The organism is Bradyrhizobium sp. cf659 (assembly GCF_900113725.1).
Classification (GTDB): Bacteria; Pseudomonadota; Alphaproteobacteria; order Rhizobiales; family Xanthobacteraceae; genus Bradyrhizobium.
The window spans coordinates 594,415-609,197 of record NZ_FOQJ01000002.1 but is presented as its reverse complement, the minus strand read 5'-3'; the positions used below and the strand labels follow the sequence as shown (position 1 = coordinate 609,197).

Here is a 14,783-nt window from a genome sequence, read left to right as displayed (position 1 = left end):
TGCTTTTGCTTTTTTGCCCATCACATGGGCTGCGCGCAGCGATGTCAAGCCTCGCGCGTCAGCGCAAGGCGAACTGCTGCGCGACGAAGGCCGTGACAAATCGCGGCATGGTCGGCGTGAGGTCATCCATCCCGCGCACGAGATGAATGGCCGACAATTCAGGTTCACTCTCGCGCGCGAGATTGGCTTCGATCCGGGCACGGATCGCCTCGCCCGGCATATCCAGATTGAGAACCCGAATCATTGCAATCGAATGCCCGCTGACCACGCAGTGCCAGTCCGTTTCGGCGGCGTAGTCGGCCGCGGTCAGGCCGGTCTCCTCGGCGAGCTCGCGGACGACGCTGCCGGGAATGTCGAGCACACCGTCCCTGACATCGTCGAGGTCGGGCGTGCCGGAGGGGAAATAAATGCGGCCGGCATTGGCGGTATGCTGCGCCATCTCGCCCATCACGAAGGCACCGTCGGAGGCGCGCAGCGCGCCCATGCCGAAGCCGTTGAACACGGCGGTGTCAGGGAAGCCCCAGTCGCGCCAGGCGAGGAAGCTCGCGAAATCGGTCTCGAAATAGGTCGCGGCGAGATGACCGTCCGTGAACACGGCGTCGCGTCCGAGCAGGACGCGGCCGTTCCAGATCTTCGGCCGCTCGCGCTGCTTCTCGGCAAAGTGCGCCGCGATCTCGGCGCGCCGTTCCTCGGCGAACGGCCAGATAATCGGCAGCACGGCGAGATCGAGCGTCGTGACGCGATGAATGACCGGGGATGTCATGACGGGTTGGTTACCACGCCTTCGCGTCAGTTATTTGGCGCTCCCCGTGGTCTTCTTGGCCTGCTCGACGTACTTGTTGGTAAAGGTCTTGCTGACGTCGATCTTGGCGTTGGCGACCTCCGGCGAGCCGACGCTGAACACGGCGAGCACGGCGTCCGCGCCCTTCGGGTCCATCTTGCCGGTCTCGGAGAACATCGGGATCGTGTTCTTCAGCGCGGCGAGATAGAGGTCCTTGTTCTTGCCGACCGTCTCTTCCGGCATCTTCGCCATGATTTCCTCAGGCGAGTGCGAGTGAATCCAGGCCAGCGTGGCGAGGATCGCATTGGTGAGCGCCTGCGTCTCCTTCTGGTGGCCGTTGACCCAGGCCGCGGTCGAATACAGCGCGCCGCCCGGATATTCGCCGCCGAATGTCTCGAGCGTGTCCTTCTGGGTGCGGGTGTCGCTGAGGATGCGCAGATCCTTGTGGCTGCCCTGGAGCACGGTGACGGAGGGATCGAGCATCACCGCCGCATCGATCTGCCCCTGCTCCATCGCGGCGACGGCGGTCGCGCCGAGGCCGACGCCGATCACGGCGGTGCCGGCGGGATCGAGGCCATTCTTCTTGAGCATGTATTTGAGGAAGAAGTCGGTGGAGGAACCGGGTGCGCTGACACCGACCTTCTTGCCGGCGAGATCCTTGATCGACTTGATTTCGTTCGTGTGCGCGGGCGAAACCACCAGCACGAGGCCGGGATAGCGGTCATAGACCACGAAGGCCTGGAGCTCCTGCTTCTTGGCCGCCAGGTTGACGCAATGGTCGAAATAGCCGGAGACGACGTCGGCGCTGCCGCCGAGCACGGCCTTGAGCGCGTCCGAACCGCCCTTGAGATCGACCAGCTCGACATTGAGGCCGGCCTTGTCGTATTCGCCGAGCTGCTTGGCCAGCACCGTCGGCAGATAGCACAGGCAGGAGCCGCCGCCGACCGCGATGGTCACCTTGCTTTGCGCCGCGGCAAGACCGGTGGTGAGCGTCAGCGCGAGCAGCGCGCCGGCGAGCCTGGCAATCGTGTTCTTCATTGGTTTCCTCCGTTCGGCTGGCGGCACCATAGAGCAGCGGGACTGGCTTGAGAAGCACTGCCTAAGTGCGACTCGCCATCCGCCTTTCGGCCCAATAGCATGCCCAGACAAGAACAATTCCTGATGGGGAGGATCATCCATGAATCGCCTTGCTGCCGGACTGTCGATCGCCGCCGCCTTTGCCGCCGGATGCGGCGCGAACCAGTTGCTCCGGCCGGCGCTGGCCGCCGAGAACGTCACGGCGCAGATCATCCACACCGGCGAGATGGAAGGCGACGCGCTCGGGCCCGCCAACAATGTCGGCTATCGCTCCAAGATGTTCGCAAGCGCCGACGGCGCCACGATCTCGATCCAGGTCGGCAATGTTCCCAAGCACATGCATCCCAACACCAACGAGATCCAGTACATCCTGGACGGGACCGGGACGATCTGGCTCGGCGACAAGGAGGTCACGGTGAAGCCGGGCGACCTCGTCATCATCCCCAAGGGCACCCCGCATGGCGGCACCAAGCCGATCAGCGGCCAGGTCAAGGCGATCGCGATCAAGACGCCGCCGCAGGCGCCCGACGATACCAAGCTGCTGGATTGAGCATTCGCGCTGCCGGGGCTCGCGCGACGCGCGGGCCCGTCCACTGAATGTCCCGGCTAGATCGGGCGCGCCTGCTTCCTGATCTCGTTCGCGATCGGCTTGAGCGTGTCCGTCGGAATCTCGCCGACGAGCGTATAGCCCATGCCGCCGTCCGCCCAGGCGAAACCCGCGACATCACCGGTCGATTGCGGCAGCATCGGCGTATCCTGTCCACCGCGGCTCATCGGGCGCGTCAGCACGACAAGGCGATCGCCGCGATCGTCGTCGTACATGAACATCGCGGCCGGACCGTGCGAGGTCGCAACGAGACGCCCTCCCATCAGCCGATAGCCGGACACGGAAAGATCCGGCACCTTGACCGGCTGCTTCAGCCGGTTGGAGACCCATTGCGTGAGCTCGGCACTGTCGGACGCACGTATCTCGACCGGCCGCACGCGATCCGGTGCATAGACGCCGTAAGAGTAGGCCGCCTCCTGCGCCAATGCGGACAGTCCGTTCGAGCCATCCTGCAACAGGCTGCGCATGGTCCAGCCGCCGAGACCGCCGATGCTCAGGAGCAGCAGCGCCGCAATTGCCCACCATGCGTGCAGAGGGCGCCGCTTCCGGCTCTCGATAATGTGCGACAGGTTCAACTCGGCCGGCAATGGTTCATCGGCGATTGACGCCAGCGCGCTGCGCAACTGCTCGCGCTGGGCGGCAAAGGCCGCGACGCGCCCGGCGACATCCGGGTGATCGTCCAGATAGGATCCGACCTCCGCACGACGCTCAGGCTCGAGCGCGTGGTCCACAAAGGCGTGGAGATCATCTTCCGTGATCGGCCGTTGGCTCATTTCATGCTCCGCAATGCCACGACGTTCCCCGGTGCAACGCCGTCCATCTCCTGCAGCAGCCGCTCCCGCGCACGCGACAGGCGCGACATCACTGTCCCGACCGGGACGTTCAACACGTCCGCGGCGGCGGCGTAGGAAAGATCCTCGACGGCAACAAGCAACAACACAGCCCGCTGCTCCTGCGGCAGTCTCGCAAGCTTGTTCAGGACATCCTGATAGATCAGCCTGTGCTCCTGCGCTGCCGCACTGACAAGCTCGCGCTCGCCGGCATCGTCGATCGGCATATGCCTGCCCCGCGCTGTTGTCTGGCGAAATTGAGTGACCGCCAGATTGTGGAGGATCGTGAACAGCCAGGCGCGCACGCTGCCGTCGCGCCGCTGATGCCAGCGGCCGACGGCCCGCTCCAGGCAATCCTGAACCAGATCGTCGGCGGCCGCGCGATCGCGCACGAGGGCGCGCGCATAGCGGCGGAGCGCGGGGATCAGTGGCTCGACCTGAACCAGCATGTCCTTCATGAGGCGCTCCGCCTGCTCTTCATTGCCGCCCGACGGCGCGTCATTGCGTCTCGATCTGGACCGCCTCGCCGGGCCCGGCCGCGTCTCCGGAGGCGATCACCAGATATCGCTTTCCAGCCACGGCGGACTGATCGACGATCTGCCGGATCGGGCCGGCCGCGTTGACGATGGCCGATCCGGCCGTATTGGTCATGAACGCCGCCAATGGCTGTAGCGGGCCGCTTCCGTCACTGCGTTCCGCCAGCGCCAGCACATATTTCTGCCTGGGCTCAAGTCCCGTCACCGAAGCCTGCAAGATCTGGATCAGGCCCTGATCGAACAGCGAGACGCTGGTCGGCGCCTTTCCGTCCTTCGAACCGTCCCTGGATGCAAGCGCGAGATGAGCGACCTGGCCGGCAACGCCGAGGGCCTGCAAGTTCTGGCGGTCATCCGGATTGGGAGCCGCGCCTGGAACGTAGGCAATGGCCTGCGGCGCCTGGCCGATCGGGACATTCGCCACCACGCTGTTGGTTGCGGTGTCGATCGCCGCGAGCGCGTCGGCGTTCTCAAGCCCGACATAGATGCGCGTGCCGTCGCCAGACGGCCAGACGCCGTGCGGCAGATTGCCGACCGGGATCGTCGCGACTTGCGAGAAATCGTCGGTGCGGAACACCTTCACCTGGTTCAGGCCACCGATGGTGACGTAGGCAAATGTCCCCCTGGCAGTGTGCGCGAAATTGACGTGGTTGGTGATCGGACCGGTATCGATCGTCTTGATCGGGTTGAACGGCGGCCTGGCGTTGAACACCTGCGTCCTGCCCGTATCCTTCAGCGTGAACCACACCTGGTTTCCATCCGGCGTCACCGCGATGTTCGGGCAGAACGGGCTTTCCTGCTTCACCTTGGCGATGATCTTGTGCTCGGCGACCGCGACGACGTCGGTCTCGGGATTGAAGGACGAGCAGATGTAGGCGTATTTGCCGTCCGGTGAAAACATCTGCATGCCCGGCCCGCTGGGGGTGGTGATGCGGCTTTTTTCCTCAAAGCTGTGCGGGTCGATCACGGAGATGTAGTTTTCGCCACGAACGGTGACCCACACCTCCTTGCCGTCCGGCGTGAAGAACGCCTCGTGCGGCGACCGCCCGATATAGGTCGTGTGCTTGACCGCATTGGTCGCGGTGTCGATGAAGGTGACCGAGTTTGAGCCGATCGACACCACGGCAAGCGTCTTGTGATCGGGCGAAAAGCCCATGCCATGCACGAGAACCTGGCCCTTGTAGAGCGGGCTGAAATTGCCGGGCTGCGGGTCGCCGAGCCGGATCACCCCAAGCAGCTTGTTGTCGACCGGGTCGGTCACCGAGACCGTGTTCGAGAACTGCTCCGCGGCATAGACGCGGTCGTGATGGCTGATCGGAATATCGGGTGAGGACAGCGCGCCCGGCGCCTGCCCTGCCCATGCGGCTGAACCGGTTGCAAGCATGGTGGCCGCCAGGAAGATGCTCTTCCCGATGCTGCTTCTCGACGTCTTCATGTGGCGCTCCTACTTCTTCATTCCGGCGGACATGTCCATCTGCATGCCCGGGTGATGATGGACGCTTGCAACGGGACCAGACGGCGGCTGGGTCGGGGCGGGCGTCGTATCGGTTGCCGGTTCGCCGATCGCGAGCTTCATGGCCGCGATCTCCTGCATCTGGTCGACGATGATTTCCTGGGCGATGCGCCGCAACTGCTCGTTCTTGCCGTAGCGCAATTCGATGACCGCCATGTCGATCGCACCCTGATGATGCGGATTCATCATCGCGACGAAGTCGCGATCGACGTCGCCGGTCGGCTTGGCCGCCATGTCGTTCATCATCTTGGCCATGGCGGATTCGTTTTCTTCCAGGAACGCACGCTCCTCCGCGCTCAGCGCAGCCGGCGGGTTGGCCGGATGGGCTTCATGCGCGAATACGAGCGGAGGAATTGCGAAGGCGACGAGAATGCGTGCGCCGATGAGTGCCATGCCGAGGCCGGGCCTTGGCCATCGGCATCTGCCTGCGAGCGCCGCAACGAGGCGATGAAACTGTGACCGGTGCATCCTGAACTCCCATGCAGGTGGTTGCATGGGGGTATGACGCGTGGGCGCGCGTTCTATTCCGGCCGGTCAATCACATAAATGTCAGCAGGACAACGCGGCGGCTAGCCGCGTCCATCCAACGCTGTCGGCCGCCACACCAGCAAGCGCCGCTCGACCAGCGTGACCCCGAAGTCGATCAGGATGACGAAGGCCGACAGCACGAACATGCCGGCGAACACGCCGGCGACGTCGAACACGCCTTCGGCCTGCTGGATCAGATAGCCGAGGCCGGCCGCCGATCCCAGATATTCGCCGACGACGGCGCCGACCACGGCGAAGCCGACCGAGGTGTGCAGCGAGGAGAACATCCAGGACAGCGCCGACGGCCAATAGACGTGCTGCATCAATTGCCGCTCGCTCATGCCGAGCATGCGGCCATTGTCGAGCACGGTGCGGCTGACCTCCTTGACGCCCTGATAGACGTTGAAGAACACGATGAAGAACACCAGCGTCACGCCGAGCGCGACCTTGGACCAGATGCCGAGGCCGAGCCACAGCGCGAAGATCGGCGCCAGCACCACGCGCGGCAGTGCGTTGACCATTTTCACGTAAGGGTCGAACACCGCGGCGACCAGCGGCTGGCGCGCGAACCAGAAGCCGATCAGCACCCCACCGAGCGATCCGATCACGAAGGCGAGGATCGATTCCACGAGCGTGATGCCGAGGTGCTTCCAGATCACGCCGGAGGCAAACCACTTCACGATCTGGCTGAACACGTCGAACGGGTTGGAGAAGAAGAACGGCGGCAGCAGGATCCTGCCGAACACGGGGACGGTCGACAGTACCTGCCACAGCACAATGCAGACGACTGCGACCAGGACTTGCAGCGCAAGCAGCGTCGGGCGCGACATCAGACCGCCTCCGCCGCTTGGGTGGATTGCGCGTAGCCCTTCATCACCTCGTCCTTGAGCACGCTCCAGATCTCGCGGTGGAGCGCATGGAACTCCTTGTCCAGCCGCACCTCGAAGATGTCGCGCGGGCGCTGCAAGCTGACGCGCCAGTCGCCGATGATGCGCGAGGACGGCCCCGCCGACATGATCACGACGCGGTCGGCGAGCGCGATCGCCTCTTCCAGGTCATGGGTCACGAACAGCACGGCCTTGCGGTCGGCGTTCCAGAGATCGAGCAGCAGATTGCCCATCACCTGGCGGGTCTGGGCATCGAGCGGCCCGAACGGCTCGTCCATCAGCAGGATCTTGGGATCGCGGATCAGGACCTGCGCCAGCGCCACGCGCTTGCGCTGGCCGCCCGAGAGCATGTGCGGATAACGATTGGCGAAGGCGCCGAGGCCGACCGAAGTCAGCCATTTCTGCGCCCGCGGCAGCGCCTCGGCCCGCGGCGTGCCCTTGATCTCGAGCCCGATCGCGACGTTGTCGAGCGCGGTCTTCCAGGGGAACAGCGCATCGGCCTGGAACAGATAGCCGGCATCCCGGTTCAGCCCCGCGAGCGGCCGGTCGAAGATCTTGACGCTTCCGGCGGCAGGCCTCAGCAGGCCGGCCGCGACGTTGAGCAGCGTCGATTTCCCGCAGCCGGTCGGGCCGACGATGGCGACGAACTCGCCCTGCGCGACCGCAAGATGCGCCTTCTCCACCGCCGTATAGACCCGTCCGTCCCCCAGCCGGAACGCGACCTTGGCATCTTCCAGCGCCACCGCCGTGGGCGTTGTCATGTGTTCCCTCCGAATTTGGTCCGATGCCTTAACCGCTCGCGCGGCCAAGTTCAATCAACCCGCCAAGCGTGCTACGCATGGGTCACGCCGTACCCTTACCCTCCCTGGAGGGGAGGGTCGGTGCGCATGAAGCGAAGCGAAATGTGAGACGGGACAGGGTGGCGGGTCTCTCCACGTCCCTCACCGCCCGTGTTGAGAGATCACCCCACCCCGCCCGCGCGTTGCGCGAGCGACCCTCCCCCTCCAGGGAGGGTAAGGAAGAGTGAGCCGCGTCCAATGGCTACCAAGCCGGCGATCAGCTACCAAAAGGTCACCAAGAGCTTCGGCTCCCTCAGGGCCGTGGACGATGTGTTGCTCGACATCGCCGAGGGCGAGTTTGTGGCCATCGTCGGCGGCTCGGGCTCGGGCAAGACCACGCTGCTGCGGCTCGCCAACCGGCTGATCGAGGCGGATGGCGGCACCATCACGGTCGAGGGCGAGGACGTGCAAAACGTCGATCCGGTCGCGCTGCGACGCCGGATCGGCTACGTCTTCCAGAGCGGCGGGCTGTTCCCGCACTTGAGTGTCGCCGACAATATCGGGATCACGCCAAAGCTGCTGGGCGAGCCGGGAGCGGCAATCGCAGCACGCGTCGACGAGCTGCTGGAGCTCGTGCAGCTCGACCGCGCCGCGCATCGCGACCGGTTGCCCGAGGCGCTCTCCGGCGGCCAGCGCCAGCGCGTCGGCGTGGCGCGGGCGCTTGCGGCAAAACCCCGCATCGTGCTGATGGACGAGCCGTTCGGCGCGCTCGATCCCCTCACCCGCGATGCGCTCGGCGACGACTATCGTTCGCTGCATCGCAAGCTCGGCCTGACCACGGTCATGATCACGCATGACATGACGGAAGCGATTTTGCTCGCCGACCGCATCGCGGTGATGCACAGCGGCAAGCTGCTCGCGCAGGGCACGCCCGCGGAGCTCTCGAACAGCACCGACGCCTATGTGCTGGAGCTGCTGCGCACGCCGCGGCGCCAGGTCGAACGGCTGAACGCGCTGCTGCCACAGAGCGGTGCGGCATGAGCCTCTTCACCGATCCGCGCTGGAGCGATGCGCTGTCGCATCTTCCCGACTATCTCGGCAACCACGTGCGGGTGAGCCTGGCCGCGCTGGCGCTCGGCCTCGCCGTCAGCCTGCCGCTGGCGATCCTGACACGCAACCGCCCGGCGCCGCGCGGCATCCTGCTCGCGCTCGCCAGCATAGTGCAGACCGTGCCCGGACTGGCGCTGCTCGCGCTGTTCTATCCGTTGTTGCTGGCGGCGGCGGCCCTGACGCTCGCCTGGTTCGGAATCTCCTTCTCGGCGTTCGGCTTCCTGCCGGCGATGCTGGCGCTGGCGCTGTATTCGATGCTGCCGGTGCTGCGCAACGGCATCACCGGGCTGAACGGCATCGATCCGGCGCTGATCGAAGCCGCTGAGGGCGTCGGCATGACCGCGCGGCAGTCGCTGGTCCTGGTCGAGCTGCCGCTGGCGCTGCCGGTGATGATGGCCGGCATCCGCACCGCCGCGGTGTGGGTGATCGGCACCGCAACGCTCTCGACCCCGATCGGGCAGACCAGCCTCGGCAACTACATCTTTGCCGGGCTCCAGACCCAGAACTGGGTGTTCGTGCTGTTCGGCTGCCTTGCCTCCGCCCTGCTGGCGCTCGCTGTCGATCAGCTGCTCGGCCTGATCGAGGGCGGCCTGCGGCGCCGCAGCCGCCTGCGCACCGGGCTCGGCGCAGTCGGGATCGCGGCACTGGTCGCCGCAACGCTGGTGCCGACGATGGGCCGCTCGTCGCAGGGCTATGTCGTCGGCGCCAAGACCTTCGCCGAGCAATATGTGCTGTCGGCCCTGCTCAGGGATCGCCTCCAGGCGGCCGGCCTGTCGGCCACGGCGCGCTCGGGCCTCGGCTCGAGCGTGATCTTCGGGGCGCTGAAGGCCGGCGACATCGATCTCTACATCGACTATTCCGGCACGCTCTGGGCCAACCAGCTGCATCGCACCGACATCAAGCCGCGCGCCGAGCTGATCGCGGAGCTGAAGACAGCACTCGCGAAGGAGAACATCACCCTGCTCGGCGAGCTCGGCTTCGAGAATGCCTATGCGCTGGTGATCCCGAAAAAGCGCGCCGAAGCGCTTGGCATCCGCACCATCACCGATCTCGCCGCGCACGCATCGACGCTGTCGATTGCCGGCGACTACGAGTTCTTCTCGCGGCCCGAATGGGCGGCGTTGCAAAAGGCCTACGGCCTTCAATTCCGCGCCCAGCGCCAGATGCAGCCGGACTTCATGTATGCAGCGGTCGCCAGCGGCGAGGTCGACGTCATCGCCGGCTACACCAGTGACGGGCTGATCGCGAAATACGACCTCGTTGTGCTCGACGATCCCAAGCACGCAATCCCGCCCTACGATGCGATCCTGCTGCTCGCCCCCAAGCGCGCCGGTGACGAGCGGCTGAAGACGGCGCTGAACCCGCTGCTCGGCAAGATCGACATCGCCACGATGCGGGAAGCGAATTTGCGCGCCGCCGGCAACGACGCGACCTCGTCGCCGGATGTGGTGGCGAAGTGGCTGTGGGAGAAGGTCGGCAGGCAGTAGGTCCCGCCATTTACTCGGTGTCGTCCTGGCGAAAGCCAGGACCCATTACCACAGCAGGCGATATGTGGGCGGTACTGGCCCCGCGCTTGAATTGATGGATCACGCGGTATGGGTCCTGGCCTTCGCCAGGACGACACTGGGGGAGGCATCGACGCGCCAAAGGACCGTCCTCGCAAAACGCGTCAGAGGCCTACAGCCCCCGGATCATCCCCGCATTGATCAGCAGCCGGTTCAGGCGCCGCGCTTCGGCACCGTCCTTGCAGCCGTAGAAGATGCCCTTGCAGCGGAGCATGATGTCTTTCTGCTCGGCGAAGGACGGGTCGAGCGGGATGCCGGCGGCTTCCTGGATCACCAGCGGCAGATAGGCGCCGTCGATCGTGTCCATCACGGCCTCGCTCTTCACCGGCTCGAAATTGACGGCGTCGATCGCGTAGTAGGTCGCGTAGAGGCGCGGATCGTAGGCGTCGAGCTTCTTGCCGAGAGCGCCCTCGTCGAGCCCGGGCTCGAGCAGGTTCGGCGCGAACTCGGGCTGATGATCGCCATAGCGCACGATCAGGAAGGGCTCGCCGGGAAAGGTCTTCTTGAGGCCGGCGACGAAAGCCTTGTACTGCTCGGCGCTCATCGCCTGCCGGCGCAGATATTCGTCGATGGAAGCCACATTGCCCGGCGCGCGCCAGTTCGGCAGCAAATCGGGACGGAAGCGCGTCTCCCAGGGGAAATGATTGGCGCCGAGATAGATGAAGGTGAACAGCGGCTTGTTCGGCGTCCGCTCGCCCATCAGCCGGAGCGCCTTGTCGTAGAAGAACGAATCCGGCTCGACGTCCTTGGCGCCGAGATCCTTCGAATCGAGGAAGCGTTCGACGCCGGTCGTCATCTGGAAGCTGCGCGCGCCCATGAAGCCGCCATAGGCGGGATAGAGCGACAGGGTATCGTAGCCGCAGCGGCGCAGCGCCAGCGGCAGGCCGCGCTCGACGCGGCCCGTTGCGATGCGCGTCACGAAATACGCGAAGCGCCCGAACGAGCGCGAGGAGAGGCCGGCGAGCACGTTGTATTCGGTGAACCAGCTCGGCCCGCCATTGCTCTCGGCCATAAACGTGCGCTGCTTGCCGTCCCACGACTTGAAGTGGTTGCCATAGCCCTGTGGCACCTTGATGCCCTGGGCGGCGCGGATGTCGAAGCTCGATTCATCATGGATCATGATGATGTTCGGCCGGCGGCCCGCGGGATGGCAGGCGTCAACCAGCGGCATGTTGAGCCGCTCATTGGTCGAGGCGGCCGATTCCATGAAGCCGTACTGCGCGAAGTCGGACACCGCGCTGACGCCGGAGCGGAAGAACTTCGAGAGATAGCCGTCGTCGTAATAGCCGCGCCAGGCCTCATCCGGATGATAGAGCGAATAGCCGACCAGCGCGGCAAGACAAGCGAGCTTGCAGGCGAGCGCCGGCAGGCGGCGGATGCGGAACGGATCGAGCCACCACAGCGCATACATCAGCGGCAGCGTGACGAGGCCGGCCAGGATCACCGACCAGCGCAAATTCGGGAAGATCGTGAACAGGAACGCGACGGTGTCGCGGTCGATCATCATCAGGTCGATGAAGTTCACCGTCATCTGCACGACGTCGTGCTTCAGCCGCGACAGCAGCACCAGCACGACGACCATGGTCAGCGACAGCGCGCCCGACAGCGCCGGCCGGCGCAGCAGCGTGATCCAGAAGAAATTGAGGATGCCCCAGGCGAGCGCGAAGGAGAGGCGCGAGCCGAAATCGGTCTCGGTCTCGTACATCAGCGCGAGCGCCGCGAGATGCGGCGCGGCGACCGCGAGCAGCCGCCAGATGCCGAGCGCGGCGACGCTCGCCAGCACGGCGGTCGTGGCAGAAGGACCTGGATTGGGCGCGGACGCCATCGACACACGCAACTGCTGGTCCGGCGCGATGATCCTAGCCGTCTGGCCGGCCCGAAGGCGGCTAGGGCATCCGGCGCAGCCGGAAGCCTGCACCGTGTCATAAAACTGTAACGGAACAGTCAAGGACAGGCAACGCGCGCCGCCATCCAACCTTCTTAATCTTGGCGGCGGGCGAATGTGCCGCGCGGCAAGCAACGCTAGGGCTTGGCGATCCCGGCAATGAACAGGTCGATGACCCCTTCCGCCATCCGCTCGATCTCACCCTCCTCCACGCCCCAGCGCGGAAAGTGGCCATCGAGGTTCATCCGGGCAAAGCCGTAGACCAGGGCGCGGCCGGCGATCTGGATGCGCTTGAGGTCGGCCGGCCGCAGCAGGCCCTGCTCCGCCGCCTCTGCCAGTATTCGCTCCGTCAGGGCGATCAGCTCGGCATTGTCGCGCGTCAGCTCCGCGGAGCTGCCATGGGCGAAATAGCGCCCCGTCGAGATGATCTCGAAATGCGCGGGATTGCGCCTCGCCCAGCGCAGATAGGCGAGGCCAAAGGCCCGGAAGCGGCCGAGCGGATCGGCGACCGGAGCCTCGCCCATCGCCGCCTCGATCTCGGCACGAAAGCGCCGCTGCGCCTCCGCGGCCACCGCCGCCATCAGGGCATCGCGGTTGGGGAAGTGCCGGAACGGCGCCCCCGGCGATACCGCGGCCCGGCGCGCCGCCTCGCGCACGGAGACCTCGGCGCCCTCCTCCGCCAGTTGCAGCGCAGCATCGATCAGCACGCGGCGAAGGTCGCCGTGGTGGTACGGCCGGGCCTGGGGTGTTTGGCGGCGGGCGCGCGGCTTGGAGGTCTGACGGGCGGGCATCGGGCCTTCTAGCATCACCCGAACGTGAATGTAAGCAGCGATTACACCATTGACGGACACGCTCAGCCCAAATGTAATCAATGATTACATAATGGAGGAGGCCGCCATGTCACAACGTCAAAGCTGGCTCGAAGGCTGGCGGCTGCTGGCCGCCCTCACCCTCAGCCTGATCGTCCTCAGCCTGTGGATCGCCTCGATGCGGCAATTCGAGGCCGAGGGCGTGCGGATGGTGATCCGCTTCACGGCGCGCAGCTCGCTCACGCTGTTCTGCCTCGCCTTCAGCGCCACGGCTCTCGCCCGGCTGTGGCCCAATGCCTGGACGCGCTGGCAGCGTCGCAACCGCCGCTATCTGGGCTTGAGCTTCGCGGCCTCCCACGCGATCCACGCGGTCGCGATCGTCGCGTTCGCCAACATGGATCCGGCCGGCTTTGCGGAGGCGACCTCGGCCGCCTCCTACATCTTCGGCAGCATCGGCTATGCCTTCATCATCGCGCTGAGCGCGACCTCGTTCGACCGCACCGCCGCGCTGATCGGGCCGCGCGCCTGGCGCGCCCTGCACCTTACAGGTGGCTATTACCTCTGGTTCCAGTTCATGGTGTCGTTCGGCAAGCGCGTGCCGGCGATGCCGCGTTCCTCGTCCCCCTGCTCGCCGTGATGGCGCTGCGGCTGATCGCGATGGCCGTCCATCCGCGCGGCCGGACCGTCGCGGCGCGCTGAACGGCGCGAGACCGGGAATGTGGTTTAGGTTCGCCTCCGCTAGTGGACAGGACCCTGGCCGGCCCGCTCGCGGAGCCGGTAGAATTGGAGCGCAGCCTTCGCGGTACCTGGCTTCAACCGGAGGAAGCTCGCAAAGCACTGGTCCAATCGTTCCTTCGCCTCGTGGGCCGAACCGGGCTGAAACGTCAAGATCGCCTTCGTCGTGTCCCAGGACAGACCGATGGCCTTCGCGAGAATGAGAATCTGCTCGGGCTCGGAGCGAACCAGCGCGCGCTCGATCGCTCCGATCGGCAGATCGCTCATGAGCGACAGCGCGACGGCGGTCTTGTCGAAGCTTCGCTCGCCGATGAAGCCGAGCACGCGTGCCTCGTCGAGTTGCCCGCTCGAATGCAGGGAGCTCACCTCGGCCAACGCCCGGGCATGCTCGCTCGAGCCTGCCCGCGCCATCGTCTGAAGCTCATCGGAGCTCTCCGCAATGGCACTCCGGATCAGCGCCGCCTGGCGCGGATCGGCCGCCTCCAGCTTGCGCCTCACCATCTCGGACGCATGGACGAACAATTTCAGCAAGCTCTCGCGCGGGATATCGGGGCGAGCCCAGATGCACATGGCGAGCGCGCCATTGTCCCGGGCCCGGCTGGTGAGCCTGGACATTCCCTGGACCGAGAACCTGGCCCCACCGTTACCGGCTGTCCGCACCGCAACGTCGCTGTTGCCGCGCTCGACCAGGACGTCGGTGACGGGTTCCGTCAACCGGCTACGGCCGGCGATGGCCAGCAGGTGATCCTGGCTCTTGGTCCGCGCATTCTCCTCCAAGCTCGCCTCGTCGAGCTGTGGCGAGTGCTCCAGGACCGGCGCCGCCACCTCTGGCGCGTCGTCAAACGCCAGCAGGCGGATCGTCCGGCGCGGCGCGTCAGGCAATCCGGAAAGCCGGCTCCCGAAGGCCGCCCGGGCGGCGCATTCGATATTCTTGAGGAGCGTGCTCATCACCTCGTCGAACAGATCGATCTGCTCGTCGGTGAACTTGCCCGAGCCGAGCACGAAGAGATCGGCGACCTGGTGCAGGAGTTCGGCGCGCTTCGACAGCTCCGGGCTCGCCAGAGCGATCTCGAGTTGATCGATCAGGCCCTTCTCCAAATTCATCTCTCGTGACCTGGGGATCGAGTTGCCTGTGTTCCGACGG

14 protein-coding genes and 1 pseudogene are annotated in these 14,783 nt (G+C 65.7%); 4 read left to right on the top strand and 11 right to left on the bottom strand.

What is annotated here, in order from left to right; all coding sequences use genetic code 11:
• Window positions 1–58: 58 nt before the first annotated feature.
• Together BM118_RS12010 and BM118_RS12005 are read right to left on the bottom strand one after the other, a co-directional pair.
• Entirely contained in the window at window positions 59–763 is a 705-nt protein-coding gene (locus BM118_RS12010; RefSeq protein ID WP_092185440.1) for a hypothetical protein, read from the bottom strand.
• 30 nt (window positions 764–793) lie between these two features.
• Window positions 794–1,819, bottom strand: a complete 1,026-nt coding sequence (locus BM118_RS12005) for an ABC transporter substrate-binding protein (protein WP_177234222.1) — start codon at window positions 1,817–1,819, stop codon at window positions 794–796.
• 139 nt (window positions 1,820–1,958) lie between these two features.
• Between BM118_RS12005 and BM118_RS12000 the strand changes: the two genes are divergently transcribed.
• Window positions 1,959–2,408, top strand: coding sequence for a cupin domain-containing protein (locus BM118_RS12000; protein WP_092185436.1), 450 nt, complete (start codon window positions 1,959–1,961; stop codon window positions 2,406–2,408).
• 56 nt (window positions 2,409–2,464) lie between these two features.
• Here the strand turns inward: BM118_RS12000 and BM118_RS11995 are convergent, their stop codons facing one another.
• The 6 genes from BM118_RS11995 to BM118_RS11970 form a co-directional block, all read right to left on the bottom strand.
• Window positions 2,465–3,238, bottom strand: coding sequence for an anti-sigma factor family protein (locus tag BM118_RS11995; protein WP_092185434.1), 774 nt, complete (start codon window positions 3,236–3,238; stop codon window positions 2,465–2,467).
• Window positions 3,235–3,753: a sigma-70 family RNA polymerase sigma factor gene (locus BM118_RS11990; RefSeq protein WP_011089224.1), complete on the bottom strand. Its 519-nt coding sequence runs from the start codon at window positions 3,751–3,753 to the stop codon at window positions 3,235–3,237. Before BM118_RS11990 ends, BM118_RS11995 begins: the two co-directional genes overlap by 4 nt.
• Before the next feature lie 40 nt (window positions 3,754–3,793).
• Window positions 3,794–5,263 (bottom strand): YncE family protein, encoded by a 1,470-nt coding sequence (locus BM118_RS11985; RefSeq protein ID WP_092185432.1) that lies wholly within the window; start codon window positions 5,261–5,263, stop codon window positions 3,794–3,796.
• A gap of 9 nt (window positions 5,264–5,272) precedes the next feature.
• Window positions 5,273–5,809, bottom strand: coding sequence for a DUF305 domain-containing protein (locus BM118_RS11980; RefSeq protein WP_038966481.1), 537 nt, complete (start codon window positions 5,807–5,809; stop codon window positions 5,273–5,275).
• A 101-nt stretch (window positions 5,810–5,910) separates the two neighbouring features.
• On the bottom strand, window positions 5,911–6,699 hold the full coding sequence (locus BM118_RS11975) for an ABC transporter permease (RefSeq protein ID WP_092185430.1): 789 nt from the start codon (window positions 6,697–6,699) through the stop codon (window positions 5,911–5,913).
• Window positions 6,699–7,517 (bottom strand): ABC transporter ATP-binding protein, encoded by an 819-nt coding sequence (locus BM118_RS11970; RefSeq protein WP_092185428.1) that lies wholly within the window; start codon window positions 7,515–7,517, stop codon window positions 6,699–6,701. The genes BM118_RS11975 and BM118_RS11970 overlap by 1 nt, the downstream gene beginning before the upstream one ends.
• A 276-nt stretch (window positions 7,518–7,793) precedes the next feature.
• Here BM118_RS11970 and BM118_RS11965 point away from each other — a divergent pair, with 276 nt between their 5' ends.
• Both BM118_RS11965 and BM118_RS11960 read left to right on the top strand, forming a co-directional pair.
• On the top strand, window positions 7,794–8,576 hold the full coding sequence (locus BM118_RS11965; RefSeq protein WP_092185426.1) for an ATP-binding cassette domain-containing protein: 783 nt from the start codon (window positions 7,794–7,796) through the stop codon (window positions 8,574–8,576).
• Window positions 8,573–10,132 carry a glycine betaine ABC transporter substrate-binding protein gene (locus BM118_RS11960; RefSeq protein ID WP_092185424.1) on the top strand — a complete coding sequence of 520 codons (1,560 nt, stop codon included), beginning with the start codon at window positions 8,573–8,575 and terminating at the stop codon, window positions 10,130–10,132. The genes BM118_RS11965 and BM118_RS11960 overlap by 4 nt, the downstream gene beginning before the upstream one ends.
• A gap of 190 nt (window positions 10,133–10,322) precedes the next feature.
• Here the strand turns inward: BM118_RS11960 and BM118_RS11955 are convergent, their stop codons facing one another.
• Window positions 10,323–12,035, bottom strand: coding sequence for a sulfatase-like hydrolase/transferase (locus BM118_RS11955; protein ID WP_092185422.1), 1,713 nt, complete (start codon window positions 12,033–12,035; stop codon window positions 10,323–10,325).
• A 197-nt stretch (window positions 12,036–12,232) separates the two neighbouring features.
• Window positions 12,233–12,886, bottom strand: a complete 654-nt coding sequence (locus BM118_RS11950) for a TetR/AcrR family transcriptional regulator (protein ID WP_244550130.1) — start codon at window positions 12,884–12,886, stop codon at window positions 12,233–12,235.
• A gap of 106 nt (window positions 12,887–12,992) precedes the next feature.
• Here BM118_RS11950 and BM118_RS11945 point away from each other — a divergent pair.
• Window positions 12,993–13,603: pseudogene (locus tag BM118_RS11945) on the top strand (hypothetical protein).
• 39 nt (window positions 13,604–13,642) lie between these two features.
• Here the strand turns inward: BM118_RS11945 and BM118_RS11940 are convergent.
• Window positions 13,643–14,743: a DUF2336 domain-containing protein gene (locus BM118_RS11940; RefSeq protein ID WP_092185418.1), complete on the bottom strand. Its 1,101-nt coding sequence runs from the start codon at window positions 14,741–14,743 to the stop codon at window positions 13,643–13,645.
• Window positions 14,744–14,783: the final 40 nt, after the last annotated feature.

Excerpts from the sequence above, each read along its gene's own strand:
- BM118_RS12010 (WP_092185440.1), bottom strand. The coding sequence starts at position 763 with ATGACATCCCCGGTCATTCATCGCGTCACGACGCTCGATCTCGCCGTG.
- BM118_RS12005 (WP_177234222.1), bottom strand. The coding sequence starts at position 1,819 with ATGAAGAACACGATTGCCAGGCTCGCCGGCGCGCTGCTCGCGCTGACG.
- BM118_RS12000 (WP_092185436.1), top strand. The coding sequence starts at position 1,959 with ATGAATCGCCTTGCTGCCGGACTGTCGATCGCCGCCGCCTTTGCCGCC.
- BM118_RS11995 (WP_092185434.1), bottom strand. The coding sequence starts at position 3,238 with ATGAGCCAACGGCCGATCACGGAAGATGATCTCCACGCCTTTGTGGAC.
- BM118_RS11990 (WP_011089224.1), bottom strand. The coding sequence starts at position 3,753 with ATGAAGGACATGCTGGTTCAGGTCGAGCCACTGATCCCCGCGCTCCGC.
- BM118_RS11985 (WP_092185432.1), bottom strand. The coding sequence starts at position 5,263 with ATGAAGACGTCGAGAAGCAGCATCGGGAAGAGCATCTTCCTGGCGGCC.
- BM118_RS11980 (WP_038966481.1), bottom strand. The coding sequence starts at position 5,809 with ATGCACCGGTCACAGTTTCATCGCCTCGTTGCGGCGCTCGCAGGCAGA.
- BM118_RS11975 (WP_092185430.1), bottom strand. The coding sequence starts at position 6,699 with ATGTCGCGCCCGACGCTGCTTGCGCTGCAAGTCCTGGTCGCAGTCGTC.
- BM118_RS11970 (WP_092185428.1), bottom strand. The coding sequence starts at position 7,517 with ATGACAACGCCCACGGCGGTGGCGCTGGAAGATGCCAAGGTCGCGTTC.
- BM118_RS11965 (WP_092185426.1), top strand. The coding sequence starts at position 7,794 with ATGGCTACCAAGCCGGCGATCAGCTACCAAAAGGTCACCAAGAGCTTC.
- BM118_RS11960 (WP_092185424.1), top strand. The coding sequence starts at position 8,573 with ATGAGCCTCTTCACCGATCCGCGCTGGAGCGATGCGCTGTCGCATCTT.
- BM118_RS11955 (WP_092185422.1), bottom strand. The coding sequence starts at position 12,035 with ATGGCGTCCGCGCCCAATCCAGGTCCTTCTGCCACGACCGCCGTGCTG.
- BM118_RS11950 (WP_244550130.1), bottom strand. The coding sequence starts at position 12,886 with ATGCCCGCCCGTCAGACCTCCAAGCCGCGCGCCCGCCGCCAAACACCC.
- BM118_RS11940 (WP_092185418.1), bottom strand. The coding sequence starts at position 14,743 with ATGAATTTGGAGAAGGGCCTGATCGATCAACTCGAGATCGCTCTGGCG.